Below are 14,056 nucleotides of genomic sequence, written 5' to 3' on the forward strand. Positions count from 1 at the left end.
ACAAAGGCAGATATGGATACACCCGCCGGCAAACAAATTCCGCTGATTATGTCAGAGATAAGGACGGCGGCAGACAAGCTCGCTCACATCGGGCCCGCAGTCAGCGTTTTCGGTAGCGCACGAGTCAGCCGTAATTCCCCGTACTATGAAACCACCATCGCGATCTCCGCGGCGCTGGCAGAAGCTGGCTTCGCAGTCATCGCGGGCGGCGGCCCCGGCATCATGGAAGCCGCCAACAAAGGTGCATTTGAAGCAGGAGGCACGAGCATCGGGTTGAACATCAGCCTGCCGCACGAAGCCCACAACAACGAATTCCAGACCATCAGCCTGTCCTTCGAGTACTTCTTTCCTCGCAAGGCAGCGTTCTTCATGCACAGCTTCGCCTACGTGGCGATGCCCGGCGGCTTTGGCACGCTGGACGAGCTCTTCGAAGCGTTGACGCTCATCCAGACGGGCAAGGTGCCGCCGGCGCCGATCGTGCTGGTCGGCAGCGAGTACTGGTCGGGACTGGCCGAATGGCTGGGCGACCAGGTGCTCGGCAACGGCATGATCGGCGCCCACGACCTGGATCTTTTCATCATCGAAGACGACCCCGTCAAGGTGGTGCGAAAGGTCGTGGAATTCCACGAACGGGTGATGTCCGCCGAACAGTACGCCCCTTCCCTGCCCGCCTGACACGGCGGCTGTGCTACGGACAGGGCGTCGCCCGCGCTTGTCCGCACGCACCGCAACCTTCAGTCAAGGCGCTGCCTACGTCATCGCCTTGACGATCGCCTCGCGCGCCAGCCCCACGAACTCGCTTTCGCCGGGGCGGGCAGCGAGCAACCTGAATTCCACCGATGGCAACGCCGGCAAGCCGGGCGCCTGCAGCCGCGCCATGCCCGCACCCAGCGCCGATTCGTTCAGGCACGCAACGCCCAATCCCGCGGCGACGGCCAACTGCAGTCCCGCGACGCCGGACGCCACGTGCGATACCGCATACGGCACGCCGCGGCGCGACAACATCCGCTCTACGTATTGGCGCAGCGCGCAGGTTTCCGGCAGCGCCAGCAACGGCAAGGGTTCGGCCAGCGGCGGCGTCACGCCCTCGGCCGCCATCCACAGCAGCGGTTCACGCCGCAGCAGCGCGCCGTCCGCCCGGCCGCGCGTCGCGCCCCGCTCCTGGATGACCATGGATATGCCGACGTCGATCTCGCCGCGCTCGTAAGCCGCTTCGATCGCGCCGCTTTTCATGATGGTGACGTGCAGCCGCACCTGCGGATACTGCTCGTTCAGGCGGCGCAGCAGACGGGCGACGTCCCCCGGCCGGAAGTAATCGGTGATGCACAGGCGCAGTTCGCCCCGAAGCGCCACGCCGCGCAGGTCGCGGTAGGCCTCGTCGCTCAGGGCCAGGATCGTGCGCGCATGCGCCAGGAGGCGCTGACCGGCCGGCGTGGCGCGCACGCCCGCTTTGCCGCGCACCAGCAACGGCTGGCCCGCCCTGTCCTCCAGCTTGCGCATCTGTTCACTGACGGACGATTGCGACAGGAACACCTTGGGCGCCGCGGCCGTCAGGCTGCCCGCGTCCAGCACCGCAACCAGCGTGCGAAGCTGGTCCAGGTCGAATCCGCTCATGATTTATCCAACGGCTAAATCGATGGATGAAATCGTAATTTCCCGCTTTTCCGATGTCAACGCGCTTTCTACACTGGCCCTGTACCTACCCAACCGGAGAGCCGTCATGCCCCACATCGTCATCCATCGTTCCGGCACAACCGATGCCGCCATTGACCAACGCATCGTCGAATCCGTCGCCGGGCTGACCCAGTCCGTGCTCGGTAAAAAGCTGCCCGTCATCGCCATCACGCTGCAGCACATTCCGCACGAACTCTGGTTCATCGGCGGGCGTCCTTTGGCCGAGCAGGGCAAAAACGCATTCCACCTGGACATCAGCGTCACGGACGAGACCAACACCAAGTCCGAGAAGGCGCGCTTCATCAAGGACGTCTATGCCGCGTTCCAGGAGATCCTGGGCGAACTGCACGAGTGCTCGTACGTCCATGTGATCGACGCGCGCGCGGCGGCCTATGGCTATGGCGGGCGAACGCAAGAGCACCGGCACCAGCACGGCGCGGTGTAGCCGGCGGCCGCAGTGGTTGCAAAAAAAAGCCGCGCACCCGAAGGTGCGCGGCTTTTCATTGATCCGGCGACAAGGCGGCGACTGCCGCCTTCAAGCTCAGACCGCGGCTTCGCGCGCGGCGCGCTTGCGCTCGTTTTCGAGCAGGTAGCGCTTGCGCAGACGGATCGACTTCGGGGTGATTTCCACCAGTTCGTCGTCGTCGATGAATTCCACGGCGTATTCCAGCGACATCTGGATCGGCGGAACCAGGCGCACGGCTTCGTCGGTGCCCGACGCGCGCACGTTGGTCAGCTGCTTGCCCTTGATCGGGTTCACGACCAGGTCGTTGTCGCGGCTGTGGATGCCGATGATCATGCCTTCGTACAGCGCATCGCCCGGGTTGACGAACATGCGGCCGCGATCCTGCAGCTTCCACAGCGCGTAGGCCACGGCGTCGCCGTTGTCCTGGCTGATCAGCACGCCGTTGCGGCGCTCGCCGATGGAGCCTTCCTTGATCGGCGCGTACTCGTGGAAGATGTGGCTCATCAGGCCCGTGCCGCGCGTCAGCGTCAGGAATTCGTTCTGGAAACCGATCAGGCCGCGGGCCGGGATCAGGTATTCCAGACGCGTACGGCCACGGCCGTCCGGCTGCATGTCCTGCAGGTCGCCCTTACGGCGGCCCAGCTCTTCCATGACGCCACCCTGGTGCGCGTCTTCGACGTCAACGGTCAGCGACTCGAACGGCTCGCACTTCACGCCGTCGATTTCCTTGAACACCACGCGCGGACGCGACACGGCCAGCTCGTAGCCTTCGCGGCGCATGGTTTCCAGCAGAATGGTCAGATGCAGTTCGCCACGGCCCGACACTTCGAAAACCGTGTCGTCGCCCGTGTCGCGCACACGCAGCGCCACGTTGGACTTCAGTTCGCGATCCAGACGGTCGCGCACCTGGCGGCTGGTCACGAACTTGCCTTCGCGGCCGGCCAGCGGCGACGTGTTCACCATGAAGTTCATGGTCAGCGTCGGTTCGTCGATGCGCAGCATCGGCAGCGGTTCCTGGTTGACCGGATCCATCACCGTGCAACCGATGCCCAGGTCTTCAATGCCGTTGATCAGCACGATGTCGCCGGCTTCGGCTTCGTCCACCACGACGCGCTCCAGGCCATGGAACTTCAGCACCTGGTTGATGCGGCCGCGGCCGCCTTGACCATCGGGACCGAACTTGTAGGCCACTTCCATGCCCGGGCGCATACGGCCACGGTTGATGCGGCCCACGCCGATCTTGCCGACGTAGCTGTTGTAATCCAGCGAAATGATCTGCATCTGCAGCGGGCCGTTGGGATCGTCCTCGCGCTGCGGCACGTGTTGCAGGATGGCTTCGAACAAGGGACGCATGTCGCCTTCGCGCACATCCGGCGTCAGGCCGGCGTAACCGGACAGACCCGATGCGTACACGACCGGGAAGTCCAGCTGCTCGTCGGTGGCGCCCAGCTTGTCGAACAAGTCGAACGTGGCGTTGATGACGAAATCGGTGCGGGCGCCCGGACGGTCGACCTTGTTGACCACGACGATCGGCTTCAGGCCCAGGGCCAGTGCCTTGCGGGTCACGAAAATGGTCTGGGGCATCGGGCCTTCGACCGCGTCAACCAGCAGCAGCACGCCGTCGACCATCGACAGCACGCGCTCGACTTCACCGCCGAAGTCGGCGTGGCCCGGGGTGTCGACGATGTTGATGTGGGTGCCTTCGTACTCAACGGCACAGTTCTTGGCCAGAATCGTGATGCCACGTTCCTTTTCCAGGTCGTTCGAGTCCATGACCCGTTCGGTCAGCGCCTGGTTTTCGCGGAAGGTGCCGGATTGGCGCAGCAGCTGGTCGACCAGGGTGGTTTTTCCGTGGTCAACGTGGGCGATGATGGCGACGTTGCGCAAGGCGCGAGTCATAGCGAGTCCTTTAAGGTCAGGGTGGAGGGCAGCAAGCCCTCCGGCAATTCGTTCAGTGCAAGCAATGCCTGCTTGGGGTCTGGCATGGCCTGCAAGGCTTCCAGTTCAACGGCGCGTTCCAGAGAGAAGGGCCCGACGTGCGTGCGCCGCAGCGCCGTCAGGTGGGCGAAACAGCCCAGCACGCGCCCGATGTCCTGGGCCAGTGTTCGGATGTATGTGCCTTTACTGCAAGCCACATCGATCTCTGCCTGCGTCCCGGTCAGGGACAACAGCTCGATGCGGTATATAGTGATCTTGCGCGGCGCCCGCTCCAGCTCGATGCCCGCGCGGGCGTACTCGTACAGCGGCTTGCCGTCGCGCTTGAGCGCCGAGTACATCGGCGGAATCTGCTCGATGGTGCCCGAGAAACGTGACAGTGCATCGCGCAGCGCCTGTTCCTCGACAACAAAACCGGGTTCGGCGGTCGCGGTGACGTTGCCCGTCAGGTCGCCGGAATCAGTTTCCGATCCAAATTGCAGCGTAGCGCGATATGCCTTGTCGGCGTCAAGCATCGCGCCGGAAATTTTGGTGGCGCGGCCCATGCAGCACACCAGCAGGCCGGTGGCAAAAGGGTCCAGCGTGCCGGTATGGCCAGCCTTGGCCGCGTCCATGGCGCGTTTGGCGCGCTGCAAGGCGTGATTGCTCGACAAACCCACAGGTTTATCAAGCAACAGCACACCGTCGAGCGCAAGCCCGCGTCGTTTAGCCATCGTCGAAATCCGGAAAAAAATGAAGCAGTGACGACAGCCCGATCAGGACTTGTCTTCAGGCTCGTCGGGTACGCCCGAGTGCGGGCCGGGGCGGTTTGCGCGGTCGATGAGGATCGACATTTCGATGCCACGGGCGACTTGCTCGTCGTGGAAGAAACGCAAAGTGGGGACGGTGTGGATGTGCAGAAGCTTGTAGAGCTGCGAATGCAGCCAGCCGGCCTTCTCGTTCAGCAAGGTGGTGGCGGCTTCGGGCTCGGCGCCCAAAACCGTGAACCACACCTTGGCATGCGCGTAGTCGGTCGACAGTTCCACACCCGAAATCGTGATCAGTCCAGCGCGTTTCGTGTCGATTTCGCGCTGGATGATCCCGGCCAGATCCTTCTGGATCTGGTCGGCCAGCCGCAGATTGCGGCCGGGAATGGCTTTGGACTTGTGACGGCTCATTAACAATGCCTGGCGCCTGCTTTACAGCGTGCGCGCAATTTCCTTGATTTCAAAGACTTCCAGCTGGTCGCCCACCTGGATGTCATTGTTGCCGCGCAGCGTCAGACCGCAATCGAAGCCCGACTTGACTTCCTTGACGTCGTCCTTGAAGCGGCGCAGCGACTCGAGGTGCCCCGTCCAGTGAACCACGTTGTTGCGCAGCAGGCGGACCTGGGAATCGCGGCGCACGATGCCGTCGAGCACCATACAACCGGCGATGTTGCCGAGGCGGGAGATGCTGTACACCTCGCGGATCTCGACCAGGCCGATGATTTCTTCCTTCTTCTCGGGCGCCAGCATGCCCGACATGGCGGCCTTAACCTCATCCACGGCGTCGTAGATGATGTTGTAGTAGCGCACGTCGATGCCGTTGTTCTCGGCAAGCTTCTTGGCGCTGGCGTCGGCGCGCACGTTGAAGCCGATGACGACGGCGTGCGAGGCGATGGCCAGGTTGATGTCGGTTTCCGAGATGCCGCCGACTGCGGCGTGCACGACCTGCACACGCACTTCGTCGGTGGACAGCTTGACCAGCGACTGCACCAGGGCTTCCTGCGAACCCTGCACGTCGGTCTTGACGATGAGGGTGAGGGTCTGGGTGCCTTCGCCGAGGTTGTCGAACATCGATTCCAGCTTGGCAGCCTGTTGGCGGGCCAGCTTGACGTCGCGGAACTTGCCTTGGCGGAACAGCGCGATTTCGCGCGCCTTGCGCTCGTCGGACAGTGCCATCAGTTCGTCACCGGCGGCCGGCACTTCAGTCAGGCCCTGGATCTCAACGGGGATCGAGGGACCGGCCGTCTGAATCGGCTTGCCGTTTTCGTCGAGCATGGCGCGCACACGGCCAAAGCTTGCGCCGGCCAGCACGACGTCGCCGCGCTTGAGCGTGCCGCTTTGCACGAGAATCGTCGCGACCGGGCCGCGGCCCTTGTCCAGACGGGCTTCGATGACCAGACCCTTGGCGGGTGCGTCTTCGGGCGCCTTCAGTTCCAGCACTTCGGCTTGCAGCAGCACGTTTTCGAGGAGGTCGTCGATGCCCTGGCCGGTCTTGGCGGACACGCCCACGAACGGCACGTCGCCGCCGTATTCTTCCGGCACGACCTGCTCGGCAACCAGTTCCTGCTTGACGCGTTCCGGGTTGGCGGCGGGCTTGTCGATCTTGGTCACGGCCACCACGATGGGCACGCCTGCGGCCTTGGCATGGTGGATGGCTTCACGCGTCTGCGGCATCACGCCGTCGTCGGCGGCAACCACCAGAATCACGATGTCGGTCGCCTTGGCGCCGCGGGCACGCATGGCGGTAAACGCCTCGTGGCCCGGGGTGTCAAGGAAGGTCACCATGCCGCGCTCGGTGCGGACGTGGTAGGCGCCGATGTGCTGCGTAATGCCGCCGGCTTCGCCCGCGGCAACCTTGGCGCGGCGGATGTAGTCCAGCAGCGAGGTCTTGCCGTGGTCGACGTGGCCCATGACGGTCACGACCGGCGCGCGCGGCAGTTGCTCGGCTTCGGATTGGGTGGCGGATTCGTCCAGGAAGGCTTCCGGGTCGTCCAGCTTGGCGGCGATGGCCACGTGGCCCAGTTCCTCGACCACGATCATGGCCGTTTCCTGATCCAGCACCTGGTTGATGGTGACCATCTGGCCCAGCTTCATCAATTGCTTGATGACTTCGGCGGCCTTGACGGACATCTTGTGAGCCAGGTCGGCCACGCTGATGGTTTCCGGCACGTGGACTTCACGTGCGATGAATTCCTGCGGCGCCGGCTCGTTGCGGCGGTCGTTCTGCTGGTTACGGCCACCACGGCCGCCCGACTTGCCACCGCCCTTGCCACCCGCACGCCAGCCGTCACGGCTGGCCGGGGCTGCCGGCTTGTCGGCCGGCTTCTTGCGCGACGAATCATCGGACCAGGTCGAAGCGACTTCAGCGGTCTTGATGGTTTTCTTGGCGCCAGGGGCAGCCGGCTTGGCGTCCTTCTTGGCCGCGGGTGCGGCGCCGGGCTTGCCGGCCGGCTTGTGCAGCGTGCCGGAGATCGGCGCGGCTGCAGGCGCCTCGGGCTCGGGCGCGCGCAGCACCTTGCGGGGACGGTTCAGCATTTCGCGCAGCGCGGCGGCCTCGGCCTCGGCGGCGCGGCGGGCTTCGTCGCGGCCTGCGGTCGTGGCGGAAGCGGCCAGCGGCGGCGCGGCACGGCGGTTGTCGACGCGACCACCCACCTTGGGCGCAGCGGCGGGCGCGGCGGCGGCGGGCTTCACGGATTCGGGTTTCGCGGCAGGCTGCGCCTGGGCGACAGGCGCGGCGGCCTGGGAGGAAGATGTTTCGGACTTATTGGCTAGCACAGCAGGTTCCGGCTTGGCTTCTTCAGCCAGAGGCTCGGTGGTTTCAGTCTTGATTTCGGGCTTGGCCTCTTCGGCCACGGGCTCGGCAGGAGCAGGCGCCGGCGTCGGTTCGGGTTCAGGCTGAGCCTGGACTTCGGGCGCTTGGGCCTCGACGGGGGCGGGCGCTTCGGCCGCGACGGATTCGGTTGCCGCGGGCGCTTCTGCCGGGGCGGCGGCTTCGGCTGCGACGGGCTCCTGCTGCGGCGCTTCGGCCTGGTCGGGAGCTTCGGCCTCTACAGGCGCCGTTTCGCGAGCTTCTGCGGCGACAGGCGCCGCGGGAGCTGCGGGTGCAGCCGGTGCGGAAACCTGCGGTGCGGCGTCTGCCGCGACTTCTTCTTCGGGACGGGCCGAGGCGGCCTGTTCGGCGGCGAGTTCGGACGGGTCGCGCTTGACGAAGACGCGCTTCTTGCGCACTTCGACCTGGATCGTGCGCGAACGCCCGGTGGCGTCGGCTTGCCGGATCTCGGAAGTCTGGCGGCGCGTCAGCGTGATCTTCTTGCCTTCGGTTGCGCCGTGCGCGCGACGCAGCGATTCGAGCAATTTCGCCTTGTCGCTGTCGGTGACGGAGTCGTCGACCGATTTGAGGTCAACGCCAGCCGAACGCAGCTGATCCAGCAGCACGTTGGCAGGCATTTTCAGCTCGGTAGCGAACTGGGCGACGGTATTACTCGACATTAGGCTCTCTCTTCCCTATAGGCAGCTATTACAAACAACGTGAACTTGCGGTGGATGAAGCGGCTGCAGCGCCCACCGCAGACCCGTGTCCTTTTGGTTATTCTTCGTCGAACCAATGGGCGCGGGCACGCATGATGAGATCGCTGGCTTCCTGTTCGGTCAGACCGGCGATTTCCGCCAGTTCGTCCGTTGCCAATTCGGCCAGATCATCACGCGTATGCACTTGACGCTCGGCCAGCTTGGCGGCCAGTTCCGGCGTCATGCCTTCGAGTTCAAGCAAATCCTGTGCGGTCTCAAGGCGCTCTTCCTGGGCGATTGCCTCGGTCAGCAGCGCATTGCGGGCACGGGCGCGCAACTCGTTGATGGTGTCTTCGTCAAACGCCTCGATTTCCAGCAGTTCCTGCATGGGAACGTAGGCGATTTCCTCGATACCGGTAAATCCTTCGTCGATCAGGATGTCAGCGACTTCCTCGTCGACGTCCAGCTTGCTCATGAACGTGGTGCGCAGACCCGAACGCTCGACTTCCTGGCGGTTCAGGCTTTCTTCCGGCGTCATGATGTTGATCTGCCAGCCGGTCAGTTCGGACGCCAGGCGCACGTTCTGGCCCTTGGCGCCGATGGCCTTCGGCAGGTTTTCCTCGTCCACCACGACGTCCATCGCATGCTTGTCTTCGTCGACAACAATGGATTCGACGTTGGCCGGCGCCAGCGCGCCGATGACGAACTGCGCGGGGTCTTCGGACCACAACACGATGTCGACCTGCTCGCCGCCGAGTTCGTTGCGCACGGCGGTCACGCGCGAACCGCGCATGCCCACACACGTCCCGATGGGATCGATACGCTTATCGTATGCCACGACGGCGATCTTCGCACGCACGCCGGCATCGCGGGCGGCAGCCTTGATCTCGAGCAGACCCTGCTCGATTTCGGGCACTTCATTCTCGAACAGCTGGCGGATGAACTCGGGCGACGTGCGCGACAGGATCACTTGCTGGCCACGCGCGGCGTGGTCAACACGCAACACGAAGGCACGGACGCGGTCGGCAACCCGCAGGTTTTCCTTGGGAATCATTTCGGAGCGCGGCAGGCGCGCTTCGATCTTGCCGGTTTCGACGATGGCGTCGCCCTTGTCCATGCGCTTGATCGTTCCGGACACGATGGTTTCACCACGGTCCAGGAAGTCGTTCAGCACCTGTTCGCGTTCGGCGTCGCGGATCTTTTGCAGGATGGCCTGCTTGGCCGCCTGGGCGCCGATACGGCCGAACTCGATGGGTTCGAGGGGCTCTTCGATGTACTCGCCTTCCTTGATGCCGGGGACGATTTCCTCGGCATCCGACAGCATTTCCTGCTTGTCGGGTTCTTGCAGACCGGCCTCGTCGGGCACGACCAGCCAGCGGCGGAAGCCTTCGTGGTCTCCCGTTTCCCTATCGATGGAAACACGAATGTCCGCATCATCCTTGAAGCGCTTTTTCATGGCCGAGGCCAGCGCACTTTCGAGAGCGCCGAACACGACGTCACGCGTGACGTTTTTTTCACGCGCCAAGGCATCGACCAACAGAAGAATTTCGCGACTCATCGCTTTTTGCCCTTGAAATCCAGAACGGGATCCAGTTTTGCACGCTCGATATCTTCGACCGTGAAATTCAACACCTGGACTTCGTTCTTTTTTGCCTCAAATTCGAGACCGAACACGGTCTTGTGCATCCCAGCAGCTGCGTCGGCTGCGGCTTCGTCTTCCGGCACGGTCAACGTGCCCGAGAAGACCTTGCGGCCGTCCAATGCCTCACGCAGCTTGATTTCGATGCGCTCGCCTGCGAAACGGCGGAACTCGGCCTCGGTGCGCAGCGGGCGGTCAACACCCGGCGAACCCACTTCGAGGCGCTTGTAGTCGATGTTCTCGACCTCATAGACCCGCGACAATTGGCGGGACACCTGCTCGCAGTCTTCGATGCGCACACCGCCGACCCGATCGATCGTGACGCGCAAAAGGCCCAGGGCGGCACGTTCCACGTCGACAAGTTCGACGTCCATGCCGGCCAGAGCCTCTTCGGTCAATGCGAATAAATCAGCCATATACTCAAAAAAAATGGGCTGTACGCCCAGCCCACCGATATTGCACAGAGCCCAGCCGCTTCCCTACTACACGTAAGGAGCAATGCTGGGCAGTGCCCTATATTGCGACCTAATTTTTGGCTTGCGCCGCCCTGATTTCCCGACCCGGTGCCGAACCCGGCTTTCGACGGACTTGGCTGGGTACTCAGGCGCCTGTGCGCCTTCCGCGAAAAGCGGCACGCGCCAAGGAGATTGCTGCAAACAGCGCCCGGCAACACGCCAGCCAGCAACACGCCAGCACAAGGCCGTACGCCCGATCGGCCCAAATGCAGCCAACAAGCATGCAGCCGACGTGCTTTTTGCGGTAAAGCGCACTTAAAGAATCCAGTGCTTCCAGCAAAAAGCCATGACGCGAAGCCATGAAAACCATTGATTTTACCAGATAAACGGGAAAATCGCCTGATTCGTCACGGGCTTACGTTTATATGGGACGGATGCGGGGCGGCGGCGCAGTCTGCGGGCCGCCCTGCGGGGATCAGCGACCCTGACGTCCCCGGCCACCGCCCATGACGCCCAGCCGCGATTCGTGAGCCGAAGCGCTGCGGGGTTGCCAATCGTCGCCACGCTGGCCGCCGTCGGCGCGGGGACCGCCACTACGCGGCGCACGCGGCTTGCCACCGGCGCCCGGACCCTTGTTGTTGCCGCCGGTGCGCGCGCCTTCGGCCTTGTTGCCGCCGCGACCGCCCGCGGCGGGCTTGCCGCCACGACCCGGATTGCCGCTACGCGCGCCTGCCGGTTTGCCGCCAGCCGGCTTGCCGCCGCCAGGCTTGCCACCGGACTTGCCGCCAGGACGGCGGCCAGCGCCAGCCGGCGCATCGCCCATGCCGCCCGCTGCCGGATTGCCGGCCACCGGATTGCCGGCCACCGGGCTGCTTGCCATCGGATTGCCGGCCGCGGCGTTCGCTGCGGCGCGGGGACCGCGTGCGTTGCCGCCCGCGCGCCCACCCGGCTTGCCGCCGGCCTTGCCGCCCTGCTTGCCACCGGACTTGCCGGCGCCCGCGGAGCGCGGACCCGATTTGCCCTTGCGATTGCCCAGGCCGGGTTCGCCCGAGAGCGGGTGGCCGTTGGCGTAACCACCGGCGATCATGAGGCCGGTGCCGAAAGGATCAGAAGGACACGCCGCAGCCTGCCCTGCACTGCCCAGGCCGCCGCCCTGCAACTTGCCACGGCGGCCGATGCGGGCGCCGTTCATGCCGTTGCGGTCGAGCGTGCCGAATCCGGGAGGCAAGGCGCTGTCGTGCGATTGCGGCTGCTTGGAGCGGCGACGGTTGCCCGACGAATCGTCGTCATCGCGCAACAGTCCCAACTGGACCATCAGCGCGGTCACCAGCGAAGCGTCCAGTTCGTCCCAGCGGCCACGGCGCAGCGTGCGCGGCAGCACGACATCGCCGAAGCGCGTGCGGATCAGGCGGCTGACAGTGACGCCGACCGCTTCAAACATGCGGCGGACTTCGCGGTTACGGCCTTCCTGCAGCGTGACGCGGTACCAGCGGTTGCTGCCGTCTCCGCCCAGGTAGTCCAGCGCGCCGAAGGCGGCCAAGCCGTCTTCGAGCTCGATGCCGTCGACCAGCGATTGGCGCTGCGCCTCGTCCATTTCACCCAGGACACGAACGGCGTACTCGCGTTCCGTGCCGTAACGGGGGTGCATGATCCGGTTGGCCATGTCGCCCGACGTCGTGAAAATCAGCAGGCCTTCGGTGTTCAGGTCAAGGCGGCCCACCGAGAGCCACTTGCCGGTACGCAGCTTGGGCAGCCGGGCAAACACGCTGGCGCGGCCACCGGGGTCGTCGTGGCTGACGATCTCGCCGGCGGGCTTGTGATACAGGATCACGCGCGGCGGCTTTTTCGTGTTGGTGCGCATGATGGGCTTGCCATTGACACGCACCTGATCGTTAGGCCCCACGCGCTGACCGATATGCGCCGGTTCGCCGTTGACGGACACCCGGCCCGCGACGATCAGCTCTTCCATTTCGCGGCGCGACCCGATGCCTGCGTCGGCCAGCACCTTGTGCAGCTTGGGCATGACCGCTTCGCTGTTCAGGTACTTGCCCAGACGCTGCTCCATGCGGTCAGCCGTATCCAGGTAGGACAGCGCCTGCTCGGCTTCCTGCTCGCCACCCCGGGAGTCCACGGACTCGACCGGTGCGGCGGGCACAGTGGCCTGCCCTTCGGCGGCGGGCGCCTGTTCGGCGGCAGCGTCGCCGCGGCGGCGGCGGAACGGGGTCCTCAGCTTGCGGCCGCGGCTGCGGGCGCCGGCTTCGCCCTCGGCGGCCGGTTCGCGCGCGGCGGAGGATTCCGGCTGCGCGCCGGCAGCGGCGTCATCCGAACGGGGGGTGTCGTCCTGCATTGCTGTATTCGTTGTCACTGGGACAGCTCCGAATTTCAAACTTGGGTAGGCCTGCCGGGAGCAGGCTCGTCATCATCTGGGGACGCCGAATCCGGTTCAAACCCGGACCGGTCGGGGTCCGCCTGCTCCGAGGCCGCGGCGGCAGCATCGGGTTCGGGCTGAACGGCCTCGTCAAGACCATGAACGGGCTCGCGCCTGGCGTCGCCAGGGGCCTCGGGATCGGTCTTGTCAGTCGGGTCAGTCGGTTCCGCGTGTTTTGCGTTCTCGACTCTTTCCTTTGCAGCACCGGCCTCGGAGGCATCGGCGGCCATATCGGAAATGTCGTTGCCAGCTCTGTCGTCGGGAAGATCGGACGAGAGCGGCGTATTGGACAAGCCTTCGGCTTGCTCCCGGACGGTGGATTCGTCGGCGGGATCCGCGCCTTCTTCTGTGCGCGAAAGCTGGGATTCTACGCTATCGATGGCCGCTATGGGGACATCGTCTTCCGAAACAGACAATTCCGCAACGGGGAAAATCTCGGAAGATTCGGCATCAGGATCGGCGGCAGGCGGATTTTCGTCTTCTTGCGACGCCTGTTGCGGGGCGTCCGCCCCGTCCTGGACGATGTCGTCCGCCCCGGAAATGGACGCTTGCGCGCCATCTTCCGCCGGCGACGCGTCCGCACCGCCCTCGCCATCAGCCGATTCAGGCGTCTCGCCCAGCACCTGCTGCACTTCGCCCAGATCCAGCCCGGCGAGCGCGGCGGCAGCGTGCGCGGTTTCGAGCGGCGGCAGCTCGTCCAGGGCGCGCAGCCCCAGATCGTCGAGAAACTGGCGCGTAGTGCCGAACAGCGCGGGACGACCCGGCGCGTCGCGGTGGCCAATGACTTCGATCCAGCCGCGATCCTCGAGGGCCTTCACGATCTGCGACGAAACCGTCACGCCGCGGATATCTTCGATGTCGCCGCGCGTCACGGGCTGGCGCCAGGCCACGATGGCAAGTGTTTCCATCACGGCGCGCGAATACTTGGGCGGCTTTTCAGGGCTGAGGCGCTCAAGGTAGCGCTGCATGCTGGGGCGGCTCTGGAAACGCCAGCCGGAGGCGAGCTGTACAAGCTCCAGCCCGCCGTCGGCCCAGTTGCCTTGCAAGGTCTCCAGAAGCCGGCGCACCGTGCTGCTGTCGAATTGTTCATCATCCCCGAACAGCTTGCGCATATCGGAAATCTGCATCGGCTGAACCGCGCACAGCAGCGCGGTTTCCAGCACGAGTATTGCCTCGCTATCGTTCATCGACATCCAAATTCAAAAA

The 14,056-nt window shown here is 64.8% G+C and carries 11 protein-coding genes; 2 read left to right on the forward strand and 9 right to left on the reverse strand.

Going from position 1 to position 14,056, the window contains the following annotated elements; translation table 11 throughout:
- The first annotated feature begins 48 nt into the window (after positions 1-48).
- Positions 49-675 carry a TIGR00730 family Rossman fold protein gene (locus tag MHZ91_RS03045; protein ID WP_175124732.1) on the forward strand — a complete coding sequence of 209 codons (627 nt, stop codon included), beginning with the start codon at positions 49-51 and terminating at the stop codon, positions 673-675.
- Between the two features lie 75 nt (positions 676-750).
- On the opposite strand, the gene MHZ91_RS03050 is transcribed toward MHZ91_RS03045, so the two are convergent.
- Complete coding sequence (locus tag MHZ91_RS03050) at positions 751-1,614, reverse strand: LysR family transcriptional regulator (RefSeq protein WP_175137495.1); 864 nt, start codon at positions 1,612-1,614, stop codon at positions 751-753.
- 106 nt (positions 1,615-1,720) lie between these two features.
- On the opposite strand from MHZ91_RS03050, the gene MHZ91_RS03055 reads away from it, so the two are divergent.
- Positions 1,721-2,119 carry a 4-oxalocrotonate tautomerase gene (locus MHZ91_RS03055; protein WP_239212405.1) on the forward strand — a complete coding sequence of 133 codons (399 nt, stop codon included), beginning with the start codon at positions 1,721-1,723 and terminating at the stop codon, positions 2,117-2,119.
- A gap of 96 nt (positions 2,120-2,215) precedes the next feature.
- Here the strand turns inward: MHZ91_RS03055 and typA are convergent, their stop codons facing one another.
- From typA to scpB, 8 genes are all read right to left on the reverse strand, one after another.
- A complete protein-coding gene (gene typA / locus MHZ91_RS03060) occupies positions 2,216-4,039 on the reverse strand; it encodes a translational GTPase TypA (protein ID WP_175124686.1) in 1,824 nt (607 codons plus the stop codon).
- Positions 4,036-4,788, reverse strand: coding sequence for a tRNA pseudouridine(55) synthase TruB (gene truB / locus MHZ91_RS03065; RefSeq protein WP_175124687.1), 753 nt, complete (start codon positions 4,786-4,788; stop codon positions 4,036-4,038). The genes typA and truB overlap by 4 nt, the downstream gene beginning before the upstream one ends.
- Before the next feature lie 42 nt (positions 4,789-4,830).
- The gene (rbfA, locus tag MHZ91_RS03070) at positions 4,831-5,232 is read right to left on the reverse strand and encodes a 30S ribosome-binding factor RbfA (protein WP_175124688.1); all 402 of its coding nucleotides are present in this window, start codon (positions 5,230-5,232) and stop codon (positions 4,831-4,833) included.
- Positions 5,233-5,253: 21 nt separating this feature from the next.
- Complete coding sequence (gene infB / locus MHZ91_RS03075) at positions 5,254-8,310, reverse strand: translation initiation factor IF-2 (RefSeq protein WP_175124689.1); 3,057 nt, start codon at positions 8,308-8,310, stop codon at positions 5,254-5,256.
- Positions 8,311-8,407: 97 nt separating this feature from the next.
- Entirely contained in the window at positions 8,408-9,886 is a 1,479-nt protein-coding gene (gene nusA / locus MHZ91_RS03080) for a transcription termination factor NusA (protein ID WP_056322387.1), read from the reverse strand.
- On the reverse strand, positions 9,883-10,383 hold the full coding sequence (gene rimP, locus MHZ91_RS03085; RefSeq protein ID WP_175124690.1) for a ribosome maturation factor RimP: 501 nt from the start codon (positions 10,381-10,383) through the stop codon (positions 9,883-9,885). Before rimP ends, nusA begins: the two co-directional genes overlap by 4 nt.
- 514 nt (positions 10,384-10,897) lie before the next feature.
- Positions 10,898-12,769 carry a 23S rRNA pseudouridine(2605) synthase RluB gene (gene rluB / locus MHZ91_RS03090; RefSeq protein ID WP_239212406.1) on the reverse strand — a complete coding sequence of 624 codons (1,872 nt, stop codon included), beginning with the start codon at positions 12,767-12,769 and terminating at the stop codon, positions 10,898-10,900.
- Positions 12,770-12,804: 35 nt separating this feature from the next.
- Positions 12,805-14,043 (reverse strand): SMC-Scp complex subunit ScpB, encoded by a 1,239-nt coding sequence (gene scpB, locus MHZ91_RS03095; RefSeq protein ID WP_370647777.1) that lies wholly within the window; start codon positions 14,041-14,043, stop codon positions 12,805-12,807.
- Positions 14,044-14,056 lie beyond the last annotated feature (13 nt).

It is taken from the genome of Achromobacter sp. ACRQX (assembly GCF_022346505.1).
GTDB lineage: Bacteria > Pseudomonadota > Gammaproteobacteria > Burkholderiales > Burkholderiaceae_B > Achromobacter > Achromobacter animicus.